Annotated in this window: 16 protein-coding genes and 1 pseudogene; 7 read left to right on the top strand and 10 right to left on the bottom strand. The window is 68.3% G+C overall.

Going from position 1 to position 16,460, the window contains the following annotated elements; genetic code table 11:
• Positions 1-9: 9 nt before the first annotated feature.
• The 3 genes from WME90_RS39145 to WME90_RS39135 form a co-directional block, all read right to left on the bottom strand.
• Entirely contained in the window at positions 10-807 is a 798-nt protein-coding gene (locus WME90_RS39145; RefSeq protein WP_437277177.1) for an alpha/beta fold hydrolase, read from the bottom strand.
• Between the two features lie 183 nt (positions 808-990).
• Positions 991-1,749: a nucleotidyltransferase domain-containing protein gene (locus WME90_RS39140; protein ID WP_437277176.1), complete on the bottom strand. Its 759-nt coding sequence runs from the start codon at positions 1,747-1,749 to the stop codon at positions 991-993.
• A 123-nt stretch (positions 1,750-1,872) separates the two neighbouring features.
• On the bottom strand, positions 1,873-2,601 hold the full coding sequence (locus WME90_RS39135) for a hypothetical protein (RefSeq protein ID WP_437277175.1): 729 nt from the start codon (positions 2,599-2,601) through the stop codon (positions 1,873-1,875).
• 590 nt (positions 2,602-3,191) lie between these two features.
• Between WME90_RS39135 and WME90_RS39130 the strand changes: the two genes are divergently transcribed.
• On the top strand, positions 3,192-4,154 hold the full coding sequence (locus tag WME90_RS39130; RefSeq protein WP_437277174.1) for an endo alpha-1,4 polygalactosaminidase: 963 nt from the start codon (positions 3,192-3,194) through the stop codon (positions 4,152-4,154).
• A 314-nt stretch (positions 4,155-4,468) separates the two neighbouring features.
• Positions 4,469-5,437, top strand: a complete 969-nt coding sequence (locus WME90_RS39125) for a class I SAM-dependent methyltransferase (RefSeq protein ID WP_437277173.1) — start codon at positions 4,469-4,471, stop codon at positions 5,435-5,437.
• 64 nt (positions 5,438-5,501) lie between these two features.
• Here WME90_RS39125 and WME90_RS39120 read toward each other — a convergent pair whose 3' ends face one another.
• The gene (locus WME90_RS39120) at positions 5,502-6,707 is read right to left on the bottom strand and encodes an FAD-dependent monooxygenase (RefSeq protein ID WP_437277172.1); all 1,206 of its coding nucleotides are present in this window, start codon (positions 6,705-6,707) and stop codon (positions 5,502-5,504) included.
• A gap of 208 nt (positions 6,708-6,915) precedes the next feature.
• Between WME90_RS39120 and WME90_RS39115 the strand changes: the two genes are divergently transcribed.
• Both WME90_RS39115 and WME90_RS39110 read left to right on the top strand, forming a co-directional pair.
• On the top strand, positions 6,916-7,581 hold the full coding sequence (locus WME90_RS39115; protein WP_437277171.1) for a TetR/AcrR family transcriptional regulator: 666 nt from the start codon (positions 6,916-6,918) through the stop codon (positions 7,579-7,581).
• Between the two features lie 192 nt (positions 7,582-7,773).
• The gene (locus WME90_RS39110; RefSeq protein WP_437277170.1) at positions 7,774-8,493 is read left to right on the top strand and encodes an HAD hydrolase-like protein; all 720 of its coding nucleotides are present in this window, start codon (positions 7,774-7,776) and stop codon (positions 8,491-8,493) included.
• On the opposite strand, the pseudogene WME90_RS39105 reads toward WME90_RS39110, so the two are convergent.
• Together WME90_RS39105 and WME90_RS39100 are read right to left on the bottom strand one after the other, a co-directional pair.
• Positions 8,491-9,288: pseudogene (locus tag WME90_RS39105) on the bottom strand (formylglycine-generating enzyme family protein); the annotation flags it as partial. The gene WME90_RS39110 and the pseudogene WME90_RS39105 overlap by 3 nt on opposite strands.
• Before the next feature lie 228 nt (positions 9,289-9,516).
• Positions 9,517-10,254 (bottom strand): hypothetical protein, encoded by a 738-nt coding sequence (locus tag WME90_RS39100; protein ID WP_437277169.1) that lies wholly within the window; start codon positions 10,252-10,254, stop codon positions 9,517-9,519.
• Between the two features lie 658 nt (positions 10,255-10,912).
• On the opposite strand from WME90_RS39100, the gene WME90_RS39095 reads away from it, so the two are divergent.
• From WME90_RS39095 to WME90_RS39085, 3 genes are all read left to right on the top strand, one after another.
• Entirely contained in the window at positions 10,913-11,902 is a 990-nt protein-coding gene (locus tag WME90_RS39095) for a hypothetical protein (RefSeq protein ID WP_437277168.1), read from the top strand.
• On the top strand, positions 11,892-13,076 hold the full coding sequence (locus WME90_RS39090; protein ID WP_437277167.1) for an alpha/beta hydrolase family esterase: 1,185 nt from the start codon (positions 11,892-11,894) through the stop codon (positions 13,074-13,076). Before WME90_RS39095 ends, WME90_RS39090 begins: the two co-directional genes overlap by 11 nt.
• 198 nt (positions 13,077-13,274) lie before the next feature.
• Entirely contained in the window at positions 13,275-13,976 is a 702-nt protein-coding gene (locus WME90_RS39085) for a tRNA-uridine aminocarboxypropyltransferase (RefSeq protein ID WP_437277166.1), read from the top strand.
• Between the two features lie 16 nt (positions 13,977-13,992).
• Here WME90_RS39085 and WME90_RS39080 read toward each other — a convergent pair whose 3' ends face one another.
• From WME90_RS39080 to WME90_RS39065, 4 genes are all read right to left on the bottom strand, one after another.
• Positions 13,993-14,886 (bottom strand): CAP domain-containing protein, encoded by an 894-nt coding sequence (locus tag WME90_RS39080; protein WP_437277165.1) that lies wholly within the window; start codon positions 14,884-14,886, stop codon positions 13,993-13,995.
• 75 nt (positions 14,887-14,961) lie between these two features.
• Positions 14,962-15,444 (bottom strand): hypothetical protein, encoded by a 483-nt coding sequence (locus tag WME90_RS39075; protein ID WP_437277164.1) that lies wholly within the window; start codon positions 15,442-15,444, stop codon positions 14,962-14,964.
• A 48-nt stretch (positions 15,445-15,492) separates the two neighbouring features.
• Positions 15,493-15,999 carry a hemerythrin domain-containing protein gene (locus WME90_RS39070; protein ID WP_437277163.1) on the bottom strand — a complete coding sequence of 169 codons (507 nt, stop codon included), beginning with the start codon at positions 15,997-15,999 and terminating at the stop codon, positions 15,493-15,495.
• 184 nt (positions 16,000-16,183) lie between these two features.
• On the bottom strand, positions 16,184-16,411 hold the full coding sequence (locus WME90_RS39065) for a hypothetical protein (RefSeq protein ID WP_437277162.1): 228 nt from the start codon (positions 16,409-16,411) through the stop codon (positions 16,184-16,186).
• Positions 16,412-16,460: the final 49 nt, after the last annotated feature.

Genomic DNA, 16,460 nt, shown 5'->3' with positions numbered 1-16,460 from the left:
CCGCAGCAGCTACGCCAGCTCGCGCAAGAACGACAGGACCACCTCTCCCAGGCGCTCGGGTTGTTGAAATGGAAGGCCGTGGCCGGCGTCCTGTACCTGTTCGATCCGTACGCGCGGGTTGAGACTCCGCAGCTCCGTCGCCATCTCGAGCGTGACGACGGGGCTGTCGTCGCCGATGACGAGCAGGGTGGGGACGTCGATCGCGCTCACCACGTCGCGGTACTCGGGGTTGGGCGGCGTGAGGACGTCGAACGCGCCCATGCGGGTCTTCAGCCTCGCCTCGGCTTGCAGCTCGACGAGCTCGGGCGAGCGACGCGGGTCTCGGGCTCGGGCCCGCGCAACGAGCTCAGACTTCTGCAAGCCGAGGGCCTGGCGGTGTTGCTCGGCGACGTCGCTGTCGCACACCTCGCGCTGGCGCTCGGGGCTCAAGAACGTCGGGTCGACAAGGATGAGGCCGCCGATGACCCTCGCCCCTCGGCTCGCCACCACCGCGGCGGTCATGCCGCCCATCGAGTGGCCGAGCAGCACCGGACGAGAGAGCCCCAGGCCGCGGATGAGGCCCACGACGTCGCTCGCGTGATCGTCGTACCGGTACCCGTCGTGCGGCGCGCTCGAATCGCCGTGCCCCCTGGCGTCGGGCATGACGACGTCGAACTCACCTTCGAGCGCCCGCGCCACGGGAGTCCAGCAGGCGCCGCTCCCCATCAATCCATGGAGCAGAACGACGGGAGGCTTGGCGCCTCCGGTTCGGAGGTAGTGGATGTTGATGCCGTTCGTTTCGCAGACTCCGCTGATCCAGGTCGTCATGGAACCGTCCCTGCCTGCCGCAGCCTCGTAAGTGTGATGAAGTGGTTCAGGTCTAAATATGCGGGAATTGTCGTCATCAATGCTCCCCGCGGTCTGCTCGGCGCCTTGGGCTTCTGCCGCGTGCGGGTGTGCGCAGCGCACCCGCGCGTCGGTCGGCAAGCCGTCATTGGGCGGCGCCCCATGTCAGTCGTCCGGGACGGGGACCCTTTCGGAGTCCCACTCGAAGAAGCCCCGTGCACGGATGGTGCGGTCAGCCAGGGCTCGCGCTGCGAGCTGGCGCTCCTCGATCGTGGAGGCACCGAAGAAGCGACGCGCCACCTCGGCGACTTCACGGTCGCTGCGTTCAACCTCGAGTAGCAGGTTCTTGTTCCCTGGCACCGTCCCGCGCTCCGCGCGGAGGTGGTACCGAAGCATCGCCATGGCCGCCTCACCGAGCAACGCGCTGGCCATGGCGGGATCGCGCTCCACGATGTCCTCGCCGTCTTCCAGGAGTGTCGCCGCTGAATAACGAGCGAAAACGTCCTCATCCGGAGTGAGCACGGCGCGCTTCTTCAGCCACTCGGCGGCCTCCACCCGCAGGGCATCGATCGCTTGGCCGCCGAATACAGGGAAGCCGGTGGCGATCATGTGCGCCGCGGAGGGGCGACCGTGCTCATGCTCGCTGGCGAAGTACGCTCGAATTGCGCGTGCCGGGTTGACGAAGATCTCGACTGGAACGTCGCCGAACCACCGCTGTAAACGCTGCTTGTACGGACGCTCCTGTACAACGAAGATGTCGAGATCGCTGCTTCGATCACCTGCGCCGCGGACGACCGACCCCGCGGCCACGATCGCCCGCGGCTCGAACGCCTCGAATACAAACGCAACGACCGCGCGGAGCGCTGCTGCATACCTCGGCGGGAGGTCGGGCCAGCTGCACATGGCAAGTTCGTCGGGGCTCATTTGGTTCTCCGAGATCGTCTCATCTGCCTGCCCAACCACCTGCGGCTCAGCCGCGTAGCGGCGTCGGCCGCTGCCGCGGGTTGGGCGGCCGCGGAGCCGGATCTCTGGACACGGAGAGGCACGTCAGCAAAAATGGCACGTTTGGCGAAGATCGCAGCCGAGGCATCGCTCGGCGAGCGCCGTGAAGTCGGGCACGGCAAATGGAAGACCTCCCTCGCGCGAGAACAGGTCCTCGAAGAGCCGGGCAGGCGGCAAAACGTAGTTGCCAAAGGTGAGGCTCACCCAAGACCGAGCGGCGGCGATTCCGGCGATCTCCATGTGCCCGGCCTTGTATGGGTAATTGGCGATAGCATACGGCGGAACGTCCGCGAGATCCATGCGCGCTCCGAATTCGAGCGCCGCGTACTCGGCGGACATCGACACGGGCACCTGGGTACGATGGCATGTGATCGCGACGTAGTAGACGTCGTCGAACTGCGCTTGCGTCATGTCGAGCCGCGCCCCGTCCTGGAGCGCTTCGAGCGCGAGCAGAGGCGGTCGCTTCGGTCGGAGCTCGCTCCAGACCGTAGCTTGAACGTTGTCATCATTCTCCAGGGAACGGCAGAGCTCCTCCGCTGAGTCGGGGCGCAGCCACGAGCCTGGATTGCGCCCGCGGAACTTGCCGGCCTTCGGCATCCCGCGCGACATGGTGAACACGAACGACCCGACGGGCTCGGGGTCCGTCCGCACAAACCGTTCGGGGTTCTTCCCGACGAACCCAGCGCTCATCGCGGCTTCGAGAAACGCCGTCATCTCCTCCGCCTTGAAGGCGAAACTCGGATCGAGCGGGACGAGCAGATGGGAATAATACATGCTCATTCATTGCCTCGCGGTCCTGGGAGCCGTGTGGAGCGCCTTGAACCCCGACCCCACCTCCTCGTGCCATCGTGGAAACGTAGCGTAGCCGACGGCTGCCCCACCTTGTCAAGGAGACCAGGGCACGATCGTGCGATCTCTACGCCGGACGAAGGCGCGAGCAAGCCCTCGATGCCCTGCTCCTCCCAAGCGAATAAGTGGCCGTGCAACGGCCGAGCAGTGGCGGGGCTGTTCAGCTTGCCGCAGCTTGCCGGAGGGCTTTGCACTATTTCAAATACCCCTGCAGGAGCCCTCTTCTCCAGCAATAACATCGATCTCGGTCGCTCGCGACCGCGTCCTTCGAAGGGCTCTCCGTCCGGGAGGGCTTGACCCAGCATGGTTTGCCTGTAGCCTGCCGGGACACCGATCGGTGGAAGCGATGCCAGCGAAGCTTTACGAGCTCAAGCGTCGTCCACTGGCAACTTTCTTGACGAGGCGGAGATGACCCGGAAGCACAGGACACCCCTCTGCTCAGCGCAAGGGGGCCGGGTGAACATCGCCGCGCCCAGCCGGGGCGGCGAGCTCCGGAGCGATGAAGGAGCGCCATCATGAATCGATCGTGGTCCGCGGTGGTCAAGTCGTCGATCTTCGCCCTCGCGGCAGTGCACGTCGCGTGCGGCGACGCCGGCGTGGATCCGGGCGGGGCAGGGGGCTCGCGCCCGGAGTCGCCCGACAGCTCGAGCGCGCCGGCGTCGACGTCCACCTCATCGACGTCCGCCGGCGGGGACCCTGGCATCTGGATCCCGGCGCTCGAGACGTCGTGGCACTGGATGATCGACCATCCGCTGGATCTGGACGATCCCAGGGACATGGGCCTGGTCGATCCCACGGGAGCGCCCATCGAGTCGCCGCCTCCCACCGTCTACGACATCGACTGGGAGTTCACGCCCGCCGAGACGGTGGCCGCGCTCCACGCGATGGGCGCCAAGGTCATCTGCTACGTCGACGTCGGCGCGTTCGAGGACTATCGGCCAGACGCCGGCGACTTCCCGGAGTCGGTCAAAGGCAACCCGGACTACCACTGGGAGGGCTCGTTCTGGCTCGACATCCGGCAGATCGAGCTCCTCGAGCCGATCATGCGGGCCCGGTTTCAGGTCTGCAAGGACAAGGGCTTCGACGCGATCGAACCCGACGAGGTCGACGGTTACGCCAACGACTCCGGGTTCCCCCTCACCTATGAAGACCAGATCGCCTACAACCGGTTCATCGCGGATCTCGCCCACGCGATGGGCATGTCCGTGGGGCTCAAGGGCGACATCGAGCAGGCGGAGGACCTGTGGCCGCACTTCGACTGGACGCTGAACGAGCAGTGCTTCGAGTATGAAGAGTGCCAGATCCTCGTCGACGCCTTCCTGGCGAACGGCAAGGCCGTGTTCGAGGTGGAGTACGACGATCCGTTCTCGGGTTACATGACCGACAGATCGCTCTTCTGCGAACAGGCGAACGTCTGGGGCTTCAACAGCATGGAGATGCCGCTCGACCTCGACGGCGGCCGGTGGCCCTGCCGGTGACATCGGGGACGCGGCGACGCCGCACGCCGGCCAGGGCGCATCGCTGACGTCGAGGACGGGATGCTCCTCGCGAGGTGCGTGCGGGACGAGCCTGAGCCGGAACGAGCGTTACCCAGCGTTGCCGACGACCACATCATAACGATTCTCCAGCCGCCACGGACGTTCACATAAGCCCGTGGAGTGTGATTTGCTTCACACTGTTGCATATGACAGAGACTCCTCGCAGCGTCGGGCCTCTCGGGTGGAGGGCAATTTGGCGAGGGTGCGCGTCCCGGCGCGACACAGGCCGCACAGGGCGTGTCGGGGGTACATCAATGAGCAATGAGAACGGCGCGAGGCCGGTTGAGCAGGCAGCCGTCCATGCCGTCAGGTACGTTCACAAGCCGAACTCCACGCGCGAGCTGGGGTGTGTGGCCGGCGATGACGCCGCGTCGGCCGCCGCAGCGGGCTGGGCGATGCGCAACGCGGTCGAGGTCCATGCGACGCTCAGGTGGCTCAAGAAGCACCCTGGGCAGAAGCGGCGCGCGGAGATCCGCTTCCATGACGAGCTGCGCGGGCACGGCTGGATCACGGCCAGTGATCCTCCGCGACTGACCTCGAAGGGGAACGACGCGCTCCAGGTGCTGACCTGCACGCTCGGCGCGGACAGGACGAGCGAGACGGTGCGGTTCCTCGACCAGAACGCCACCATCGACTCGAGCAGCCGCGTGCTCGACGTCGGCTGCTCCATGGGGCACATCCTGCGGAGCCTCGCGGCGCGGCCGCCGCTCCGCGCGGTCGGCGTCGACCTCGATCTGTTCGCGCTCCACGTCGCAGCGCTCGGCCGGAGCGGGCCGCCGTCGGAGCGCGAGCCGGAGTGGTGGTGGGCGGACGCTCTGAACCTGCCCTTCGGCGACGGCGAGTTCACGCACGGGCTCTCCTTCGTCACCCTGAATCACATGCCGGTGCGCGCGTCGCTCCGGGAGCTCGCGCGCGTCATCCAGCCCGGCGGGCAGCTCATCGCCACCGTGGAAGGCGAGGGGTTCTGGCGCCACAAGTGGAGGTTGAGCGGTCCCCTTCGTCGCATTCACCTGGTGCGCGAGCGCCTGGGCTACGCGGCCCTGCTCTACGCGGACTGGCAGCGGATCCCCGCGCTCCGGCGGCTCTCCCGGCGGGTCTATTTCTCCATGCCCGCCCTCGAGCAGCTGCTCCCGGAGGCCGGTTTCGCGGTCGAGCGCTGCGAGGCGCTCTGGGAAGAGCAGGGGGCGCCCTCGGTGATCGGGATCGTCGCGCGACGCAAATGAGGCTCGTATCCGGCCGCCCTCGGCGCTCCCCTCCTCGTCGTGCGATCGCGGGCCATCCTCTGGCCTAGACGCCGTAGAGGGGGAGGGTGAGCGCCGTCGAGGCCTTACGGCCCTTGCGACCGGGCAGCCCCGTGCGCGCCAGCCATGGTGCCACCCGGAGCGCTTGATTCCGGATCCACAGCGCTCGCGATGTGGCGGGGATCAGACTGGTCGCGCCGCCGTCGGCGAGCGACTGGTTCACCTCGACGAACGGCCTCATGACGCGCTCGTACGAGGCGAAGGCGGCGCCGGGGTCGGAATGGGTCGCCAGCTCGCCGGCCAAGACATAGGCGCCGACCATGGCGGTGCTCGTACCTTGGCCCGACAAGAACGACGGAGCGTGGGCCGCGTCTCCCACAAGGGCGACCCTTCCCTTCGACCATCGAGGCATGTGGATCTGGCTGACGACGTCGAAGAAGACATCGGTGGCCTCCTGCAGGGCGGCGAGCATCCGCGGTACTTCCCAGCGGGCGCCGGCGAAGACACTGGCGGTCAACCTTCGCTGCGCCTCGATGTCGGCGAACTCCGAGAAGGGAGGCTGGGGACGGGCGAAGGTCAGGAAGGCGTGCAGGCGATCGCTGTCGCCGGCCGCGAACAGCACGGCCGCCTTCCCGGGCGTGTTGCTGATGAACGCCTCGTGAGAGAGCCCGAGGGTGTTGGGGATGGTGAAACCTGCAAAGCAGTAGCCGAGATAACGGTGGTACTGCGCCTCGGGCCCGAAGGCGAGCCGCCGTGTGTTCGAGTGCAATCCGTCAGCGCCGATGACCAGGTCGAAGGGGCGTTGCAGGCCGCTCTGGAGGTGCACATCGACGCCGCCGCCGTGCTCGTTCAAGGTGGTGATGGAGTCGCCGAAGCGGAATTCGACGTCATCTCGGACGGCGTCGTAGAGCACCGTCGTGAGCTCTCCGCGAGGCAGCTCCAGATCCCGGCCTTCCTTGCCGCCGGTGAGCGTCTCGGGCCGGATCGACCCGAGGATCGCGCCGTCGCCATCGACGAACGTGATCTTGCGCGAGTCGATGTGCGCGGCTGCGATGCGCGATAACACGCCCATGCGCTTCACGACGTCGATCGCGGTGCCCCGGATGTCGATGGGGTAGCCGCCGCTTCGCACAGCGCCAGCCTTCTCCACCACCGTGACCTGAAAGCCGTACCTGTGAAGCCAGTACGCGAGCACGGGGCCGGCGATGCTCGCGCCGGAGATCAGGATCTTCTTGTTCCGCGAAGTCGCCATGTGTCCGCCTTCCTTCGGTGGGAGCTCGCAGCCGCGGAGGGCCCATCCTCGATAGATCGGCGCGACCCGCCCGCTGCCATGAGGCAGGCAAGCAGCTGCCGACCGCGGTCCACTCGGCCCAGGGAGCTCTGACGCCAGCTACACTACACCGTGTAGTGTACAAAGGCCAGCGCAAAAAGAGGCCGAAATGGGCTATACTTGGAGGTGCATGTCCTCCACTGGCGCACAAAAGGCCCTTCGTGAAGGGTCCGCGCAAAAGCGATCCGCCATTCTCGTGGCGGCCCGGGAGCTGTTCCTGGTCGACGGGTTCGACCGCTCGAGCGTCGATGCTGTCGCCGCTCGCGCCGGCGTCTCCAAGAGGACGGTGTATGACTACTTCGGCGACAAGCAGGCTCTCTTGCTGGCCGTCGTCGAGTCGGCAGGTGACCTGCTCATCGCGGCGATCCGGCAGGCTATCGAGGACACCTTGACGCACGTCACGGACCTGGAGGACGCCTTGATCACCTTCTCGGTGCGGATCGTGACCGAGATGCTCGGCTCGGTGGACTATCTTTCCCTCATACGACTGGTAACGATGGAGTCTGTTCATCTGTCCCAGCTGCGCGATCGCGACCACTGGATGATGAACGCTCCGGAAGAGGCGATCGCGGAGCGGTTCGCCGAATTTGCGCGTGCAGGGCTGCTCGACGCGCCGAACCCCCGGCTGGCGGCCGATCATTTCATCGCGCTGACCATCTTGCTCGCCGCCAACGCGTTCGGACCGGCCATCACCACGAAGGACGCCCGCATGCGAGAGATCCTCGTCGAGGGGGTGCGCGCATTTCTCCGAGCTTATGCGCCCAGCCGCCCGGCCCCGCCTCGGCCGCTCGCGTAGCGCAGGCGGGCCCGGCGGTGCGCGACGTCACGGTCAGAGCGTGACGGCGACCGTGACATGTGAGGCTCTCGAGCGGCACATCAGCGGCGAATCGCCGCGCTCACCTCAGGTGATGGAAGGCGATGCCGCTCGTGCGCGCGGGGGAGCAGCGACCCTTGCCGCCGCCCCCTTCGGTGCCCTACGTGCGCCCCCATGCGCACGTTGTTTCTCGATCTCGACGGCACCTTGACGGATCCGGCCCCTGGCATCGCCGCCTGCTTCGTGCACGCGGCCCATGTGCTCGGGCACGGCTCGATCAGCCTCGACGAGGTGCGCCGCTTCATCGGTCCGCCGCTGCGCGAGGCGTTCGCCGAGATCCTGGCGACGCGCGACAGCGTCCGCATCGAGGAGGCGGTGCGCGTCTATCGCGAGCGCTTCGGCACGATCGGCCTTTTCGAGAACAGCGTGTATGCCGGCGTGCCAGAGGCGCTCGCGCAGCTCTGCCAGGCGGGCCACGGCCTCTGCCTCGTCACCAGCAAGGCGGCCGTTTACGCCGAGCGCATCATCGACCACTTCGGCCTTCGCTCGCACGTGCCCCGCGTCTACGGCGCCGAGCTGTCCGGCGAGCGCTCGACCAAAGCCGAGCTCATCGCGCACGCGCTCGAGCGCGAGTCGCTCACCCCCGCCGACGCGTGCATGATCGGCGACCGCGAACACGATATCCTCGGCGCCAAGGCGCACGGCCTCGTGGCGATCGGGGTGACCTGGGGCTATGGGTCGCGCGCCGAGCTAGAGGCCGCGGGCGCCGATCGCATCGTCGACACGCTGGAGGAGCTGGTGCTGACGGTGCGTGGGTTGAGGGAGGAGGCTTCTGGCGCAACGCGACCCGATGTTGCCTCGGAGCTCGGGGTAGTAGACGTGGCGGGTGGCTGACCGCAGGGTCGGGGCGAGATCGTCGTTGCTGCCGCTCCGGAAAGCCCGGTAGGAGCCTGCTGTCACGGCGGCGCAGTCATGACATGGCATTGGGTACTGGACCGGGTCCCAGTCCAACGTCCATTCCCACGCGTTCCCGCCGAGGTCGGACTGCCCCCACCTCCCGTCGCCCTTGGGCGACTTCGAACCGACGTTCTGCAGGCTGCAGGTGCCGCCGCAGTACACCGCGTGGCTGTCATCGATTGCCGTAGACGTCGCTGGCTTCGACCACGGATAGTACCTTTGCTCGCTGCCCCCGGAGGCCGCGTAGTTCCACTCCGCCTCTGTCGCCAGCCGTCCCCCGTCCCACGCACAGAACGCGAACGCCGCGTACCAGTCCAGGCAGTTGCTCGGCTTGTTTTCGTCGCCCCCCGCCGTGTCCGTCCAGCTCTGATGGACAAAGCACTTCAGGGCGCTTCTTAGGGCAGCCGTGTTCGGCGGCAACTTGGTGTTCCACGCCGAGCTCCAGCCAGAGCCTGGGATCTTTGGATGTGCGCCCGCGCCATCCCCAGGCGGGCTGGCCTGCGTGCCCATGCCTGCGTTCACGAACGCTCGGAACCGACCCACGGTGATCTCGTACTTGTCGAGGTAGAAGTCGCTCACCGTCGCCGGGTAGCTCCGGTCCAGATAGTCCACGCCGTCGTAGCTTCGAGCGAAAGTTCCGCCGGGGACCAGCAGGCTCTCGCAGCAGTCCTCGTTCCCGAGGGCCCGCAGGTCGCCGGCAGCCCGGTGCAACTTGGCGCCGCTCCAGCCCATGCGCCCGCGCGGCCGCTGCTTTGGTCCTTCGCGATCGTCTCGTCCACCGCGGTCCTCTCATCGTTCCCGCAGGTGCAGCCTGCCGAGAGCAGCAGCCCGAATAATGCGATGCAGACGGTGTGGTAAGGAGGGGCAAGCGAAATCATAGGTCACCCACGATGGTCCGCCACTACGCGTGGCGCGCGCCCGTCGACATCGCAGCTCGGTCTCGCTGGGCCTGCGCCCCGATCAGCCCCCGAAGAACGCCTTCGCCTGCTCTCCCAGCACGTTCTCGCCCTTCGGGCTGCTGGCGTGGCAGCCGTCGCTGACCTCGCCCGCGTCGTTGTTGAGGATGAACTTCCCGAGGTAGCTCATGTTCTCGTTGATGGTCGGGTCCTTGGCCAGCTCTTGTGCCTTCATGTCGGTCCAATCGGCGCCGCCCGTTCCCGCGATGAAGCAGTCGTGTCCCGCGTTGTAGACAGGCTGACCGACGATGTAGATGTGCGTGCCCGGGTTGACGTGCTGGCGCGCCGCGTTGACCATGTCGCGGAGCTCTTTGTCGGTCGCCTTCTGGGACAAGATGCAGATCTGGACCATGATGGCTTTGACGACGTCTTTCCCTCCGATCGAAGCCATCTTCTGGTCGAAGAGCTGCCAAGAAGAGCTGTTCGGGTTGGTCCAGTTCTGGACCACCATGGCGCCCGTTTGATAATTGTCCGAGTTCCACATGATCTTGCCGCCAACGCGCTTGTAGCCGGTGCCGATGTTGTTGGCCATCGAGCAGCCGGTGTACGCAACCGAGTTGTTGCCTGTCGGGGGCAGGCCGTCATCCCCGCCACCCGTCCCGGGATCGCCGCCCGTGCTCGTGCTGCCCACCGACGCTGGGCCGCTCGCGTCTGCGCCGCCGCTGCCGCCTCCGCCCGTGCCGGATGCGCCGCCGGTGCCGCCGCTCGGGGCTCCTCCCGCTCCGGTCGTCCCCGTGGTCACTCCGACAGAGCTCGAGGTTCCAGCACCTGTCCCACCGCTCGTCGAACCTCCGGTCGTGGAACCGCTGGTGCCCGTCGTCCCTCCGGTTGAGGCGCTGTCCGACTCCGAACCGTCGTTCACGTCACTTTCCGAGCTGCAAGCTCCGAGGCAGAGCAAGGCCATGCCAAGAGCGCAGCGGACCACCAATCGGGAGGAAAGAGCAGGATAATTCATCGTCGTCACCTTCTGTTGGGGGGCGTTGGTCATGACCTGCGGGGACCCTCGGCTCGCGTCCGACCGTGCTTGTTCTATTGCCGCTGCGACCCGCGCGAATAGACGGTGAGATCGTCGTCTCCCCCCTTGGACAAATTTGTCATCCCCCGCTCATCGACTTGGAGAGCCATCACGATGCCCGCTTCTCCGAGGTGAGCATCGTCGAAAAATCCGTTCGGTTTGACCTCGCGTCTGGTTCAGTTCGCGGCCTCACCTGATGTCAGATCCATCCTTCACGTAGGGAAGCGGCTTTCCTCGCACTACAGCCCCCCTGCGGGCCCCCATGGTCTGCCGCTCGTCGTCCCTCCCCGCGTCCGGGGGTGTCGGGTTTGTCACTCCCCCCGTTGGCCTGTGTGGCGTTACTCTGTGGCGCGCAACGAGGTTTCTCGTCGATACTTATCAATTTATGACGGTAGAGCTGATTCATGCCATCGTTCGTCAGACCACCGTGCTCATCGCCCAGCTGGCGACCTCGGGCGGTTGGCGTGCCCCTCTTGCCCAGCTCGCAGACCAGGTGTTCCAGGACCTGGTCACCGAGCTCGAGCGGCAAGGGGTCAGCCGCAAGGTGAGCGCCGACATGTTCGGCATGGGGCTCCGGACCTATCAGCGCCGGGTCCGGCGGATCACGGAGAGCTCGGTCGAGCGCGGTCGCTCGCTCTGGGAGGCCGTGCTGGACCACATCCGCCGCCGGGGGATCACGCCGAGGGCCGAGATCTTGAGGGCGTTCGCCGGCGAGGATGATGTCCTGCTCCGAGGGGTGCTCTTCGACCTCTGCGAGAGCCGCCTGATCTTTCAGGCGGGGCAGGGGGCTCAGGTGGTGTATCGCGCGGTGTCCGACGACGAGCTGGGCGCGCTCCGCTCCGGGGAAGGCGTCGACGAGCTGGTCTGGGCGATCATCTATCGGGAAGGCCCGCTCGCGCGCGACGAGCTGCTGCAGCGGACACACATCGAGCGCGCGGAGCTCGACGCCGCCCTGGGGCGTCTCGTGGAATCGGCGCGCGTCGAGCGGACCGGGGAGGGCGCCGGGGCGACGTACAGCGCCGGGAGCCTCTATGTGCTGCTGGGCTCACCCGTGGGGTGGGAGGCGGCGATCTTCGATCATTTCCAGGCGATGGTGAAGACCATCCTGTGCCGGCTGCGCGAGGATCGCTCCGCGCCCGGCCTCGGCGACCGCGTCGGGGGGAGCACCTATACCCTCGACCTGTGGCCCGGCCATCCGCACGAACAGCGGGCTTACGAGACGCTGGGGCGCCTGCGTGCCCAGCTGGTCGAGCTGCGCGAGCAGGTCGAGGCGTTCAACGCGGCGCACGAGAGGCCGGACAGGTACACGCAGGTCATTCTGTACATCGGACAGTGCTTGATCCAGCAGGACAGCGGGGGTGGCGATGAGATCTAGGGTGGTCGTGACCGCGTGCCTCCTCGCGAGCGTCACGGGCGGGGCGCTCCTCGGCTCGGCCTGCAGGGACATCGGCCCTCAGACCGGGAGCGAGACAAACTTTCTCAGGAGCTGTGATGCCAGCTGCGCGGACGGCCTCTCCTGCATCTGCGGCGTCTGCACGCGCGCCTGCTCGGTCGCCCGCGAGTGTACGGCGCTCGCCTCCGGCGCCGAGTGCGTGGCCGTGGCGGAGCGGCCCACCGAGGCGGCCTGCGCCGCGGCCGAGAGCGCTGCGTTCTGCGATCTTTCCTGCAGCGGCGACGCCGACTGCGAGCCGCTCGGCGCGCCGTTCCGCTGTCAGGGCGGCTTCTGCCGGGTGCCCGGCGATGGCGAGACGGCGACCGCCTGCCCGGCCACCACGCTGGCGCCCGGCGACAACGATCGCACGGTGACGGTCGGGGACACCACCCGCAGCTACGTCGTTCGCCTCCCTGCGAGCTACGCGGGCGCGAGCCCCCTGCCGCTGGTGCTCGATTTTCATACGCTGGGCGGGACCCCGGCGGAGGAGGCCGAGGCGTCGGGATACCGCGAGCTCGCCGAGACCGAAGGGTTCATCGTCGCGTGGCCGCAGGGCATCGAGGGCGCGTGGAACATCGGTCCGTGCTGCACCACGTCGCGCGACGTCGATGACGTGGGGTTCGCTCGTGCCCTGGTCCAGGAGGTCCAGAAGGAGGCGTGTGTCGACCTCAAGCGGGTCTATGCCGTCGGCGTCGCGAACGGCGGCGGGATGGCCTACCACCTGGCCTGCAACGCCGCGGACGTCTTTGCCGCGGTCGCTCCCAGCGCGTTCGACCTTCTGGCGGAGTCGGAGCAGCCTTGCCAGCCGTCGCGGCCGGTGACCGAGATCTCGTTCCGGGGTACCGCGGACGTGCTGGTACCTTACGAGGGCGGGGCTCAGCAGGCGCCGAACGGGGCGGACATCACCTTCCTCGGCGCCATGGGCACCTTCGAGAGGTGGGCCGAGCTGAACCAGTGCACGGGATCCCCGAGCGCGGCGGACAGCGACGGTTGCGCGACCTACTCGAGCTGTGCAAACGGCGCGGAGGTGACGCTGTGCACCACGCAGGGCGGCGGCATGACCTGGGGGAGCCCCGAGATCGGGTGGGCGACGCTGAAGCGGCACTCGCTGCCTTGAGGGCGTGACGAACGAACGTCTGTTGAGGCCGCGGCGCGCCGGGCAGGGGATCGCGAGCGCCGCGCAACGTCGGCGTTCCGGCGTCCCCGCGTCGCGCTCGGGCGCCGGGCTCCCGGCGCGGCCGCGACGATCCCCCGTGCTTCCGGGCGCCGGGGCTGTCACCCTCGGCCGCCGAGGAGAGCGCCCGGTCCTGATCCGATGACCTTCGTCCCGCTGCAGCCGCCCGATCTGCCCCCCATCCGCGCGCGCGGGACGCCGCGCTGCCGCGGCTGCGGCTTGCCGCAGGAGATGTGCCTCTGCGGCGCGCTGCCCCGGCTCCCCGTGCGCACGCGCGTCGTGCTGCTCACCCACCGGATCGAGCGCACCAGGAGCACCAACACGGGACGGCTCGTCGCGCGCCTGCTCGAGGGCGCGGAGGTGCGCGTCCGTGGCGAGATCGCGCCGCGTCCGCGCCCGCCGCTGCCGGAGGGGCGCCGGCTCGTACTCTTCCCGTCGCCCGAGGCGCGCGCCCTCACGCCCGATGACGCCGCCGGCGAGCCCGTGGTGCTGCTCGTCCCCGACGGCAACTGGAACCAGGCGCGCCGCGCGGTCAACCGGGACCCTGACGCGCGCGGCGCCGAGCCGGTCACGCTGCCCGAGGGCGCGCCGAGCCGCTATGGCCTGCGGCGCGCGCCGCACGAGGGCGCCCTGTCGACGCTGGAGGCCGTCGCGCGCGCGCTCGGGCTGCTCGAGGGCGCGGCCATCGAGCGGCGCATGATGGAGGCGTTCGACGTGTGGGTGCACCGCGCGACCCGGGTGCGGCTCACCGGCAAGCTCGAGGAGGGCGCGGCGGCGCTCGGAGAAGGCGAATTCGTTGAGGCCCTCGTGGGCCGGGCTCCCGGTGGATCGGCAGATCCGTGAGCGCTCGTCGCGCCCGTCACCGGAAGTTCTGCACCGCCCAGACGCTGCCGTCCGGGAAGGTGTGGAATCCGCAAGCCACCTTCGTGTAGCGGGTATTGCTCATGTTGATGTAGTGGCCGTGCTTCTCGAAGTCCTCCCCCGGCCCCTCATCCCACATGAGCTGCAAACACGGGACGATCATCGATCCCGGCGGGCCTCCCCACCCGGGGCACTCGTTCTGAGCGTTCTCGTCGCAATCTCCGAACGCGCCGTGCGCCTGGCCGGTGTTCCCATCGGACTCGGCCTCTCGATCGGAGCACGACTCCGCCTCGACCCACCGCGCGAGGGGCGGCAAGCCGAGCGTGGCGCGATGCTCGTTGATCGTATCGACGCACAGCTGCGCCGCGCCCGTGGCGCCGCCCGAGCCGCCAGCGCCGCCCCCGGAGCCGGCGCCCTCCGCGGATGAGCCGCCGGAACCCGCCGGCGTCGAGCCCCCGGCGCCTGCCGGCGTCGAGCCCCCGGCGCCCTCCGCGGTCGAGCCGCCGGCGCCTGCCGGCCCCGAACCTCCTGAGCCGCCGGCGCCTGCCGGCCCCGAGCCTCCTGAGCCGCCCGAGCCCTCCGCTGACGAGCCGCCGGCGCCTGCCGGCCCCGAGCCTCCTGAGCCGCCGGTGCCAGCTGCGGACGAGCCGCCGGCGCCTCCGGTCGTCGCCCCCGCCGAGCCGCCGGTGCCCGCCGCGGTCGAGCCGCCGCTGCCGGCGGTCGGCCCGCCGCTGGAGCCTCCCCCGTGGATCTCGACATCGGCGCCGCTCGACGGCCCGCTGCCCTCGCCATCGAGCGACGCGTCTCCCATCTCACCGATGCAGCCCGACAGGATAGACGTGGTGAACGCCGCGGCGAGCGCGACGGCACAAGGAGTCCAAGTGTTAAGCATCCGTCGAGTCTATGGGGCATTCGACGCATGCTCAACATAGACCGATCCTGCTTCACTTTTGCATGCTTGAGCGGTTCAGCTTCGATTGGTGGGCTTTCCGCGTAGCTGTGAGGAGAGAAGCGATTGTGTCGGATGAAACTCTGCTCTTCTGCTTCGAATTCCGCTCGAGCGAGACAGGATACGGCGGACCATCGAGCGGCGACCGGCCTTCAGGTGTCGTCCCCGCGGGCCGGCGGCCGGTGGAATCGTGAAGGCGCGCCGGGACGTCACCTCGCCTTCCACGCCCTCCGCCGGCCGCGGCGGGCCGCGCCTCCGCTGGAGGTAAACGATCGTCGCGCCGGCGAGCGCGTTGGCGACCATGAGCGAGTTCGTCGCCACGAACACCCAGCTCTCGAGCATCCAGCTGTAGATGACGAACCCGATCGACGCGGCCAGCTGGCCGAGGAAGAGCCATCTGGAGACGCCCTGGCTCGTCTTGCTCTTCCATTGCTTGTAGACCTGGTTGCCGACCGTCAGGACGAGGATGCCAGAGCTGACCCAGCCGATCGCGTCTTTCATGACCCACCGCTGGACCGCCGCTCGCCCTCTCTCCTCGAACGGGCCTCGTCAGGCCCGCGCCGCGCCGTTCGCGTGGCTCGCCTTGTCCGCGGACGTCTTCTTGTAGCCCGCCGGCAGGAGCGTCTCGTAGCCCTCGGCCAGCCGCTGCTCGAACTCCGCCTTCATCGACCTCCCGAGCTCGGTGAGGCGCTCGTCGCCGATGGCCTTCTCGACCGCCGGAAAGAGCTCCTCTTCCTCCTCCTCGACGTGGTGCTGGATGAGCTCCTTCAGCGTCGTCACGCGCGCCTTGAACGAGACGTCCTCCGGCGAGGTCGAGAGCAGCCGCTTCAGGGCGAGCTCGGCGATGGCGTGCTCCTCGAAGCTCTCGAGGATCAGGTCCTCCTTGATCTGGCGCACGGCGGGATAGAAGAGCTCTTGCTCGATCGCCATGTGCGCGGCGAGCTCGTTGGCGAGCTCGGCGACCAGGAGCGCGGGCTCCGATTTGCCGCCCTCGAGCTGCTTGAAGAGGGACTCCACCTTGCGGTGCTGCTTCTGGAGCAATGACGTCGCTTTCATGTTCGTGCCTCCACGGTACGCCGCGCCTCGGCGCGGCCGGGGTCGTCTGGGTTTCCTCGCCCGCCGGAGCGATCCCGCGCGCGAGACGCTCCGGCCAGCCTTGCTCACCGTTCGACGCGCGATGAGGGGCGAGCGTACGGGCTCACCCCTCATCGCGCGAACAACCCGAGATGCCTCGGGGCTGCTAGTCCGTCTTGTCCTCGATCTTGTCCCCCGCCTTCTCGGCGGCGTCGCCCGTCGACTCCGCCGCATCCTTCGCCTCGTCCTTGACGTCGCGCGCCGCATCGTCCACGGCCTCGCCCGCCTTCTCTGCCGGTCCCTCCGGCTGAGGCTTGCTGCCTCCGCAACCGATCACTCCGACGGAACCGATGATGATGCTGCCCAGGAGCAGCGATCGAATCCCTGTATTCACGGTACCCTCTCCTCCGCGCAGGGCCGCGCCCGGCGGCTTTGCCCCCTCG

The sequence above is a fragment of the Sorangium sp. So ce375 genome, from assembly GCF_051473855.1.
Taxonomy (GTDB): domain Bacteria; phylum Myxococcota_A; class Polyangia; order Polyangiales; family Polyangiaceae; genus Sorangium.
Note: the sequence above shows the minus strand (reverse complement) of the source record. Positions and strands in the feature narration are given on the sequence as shown.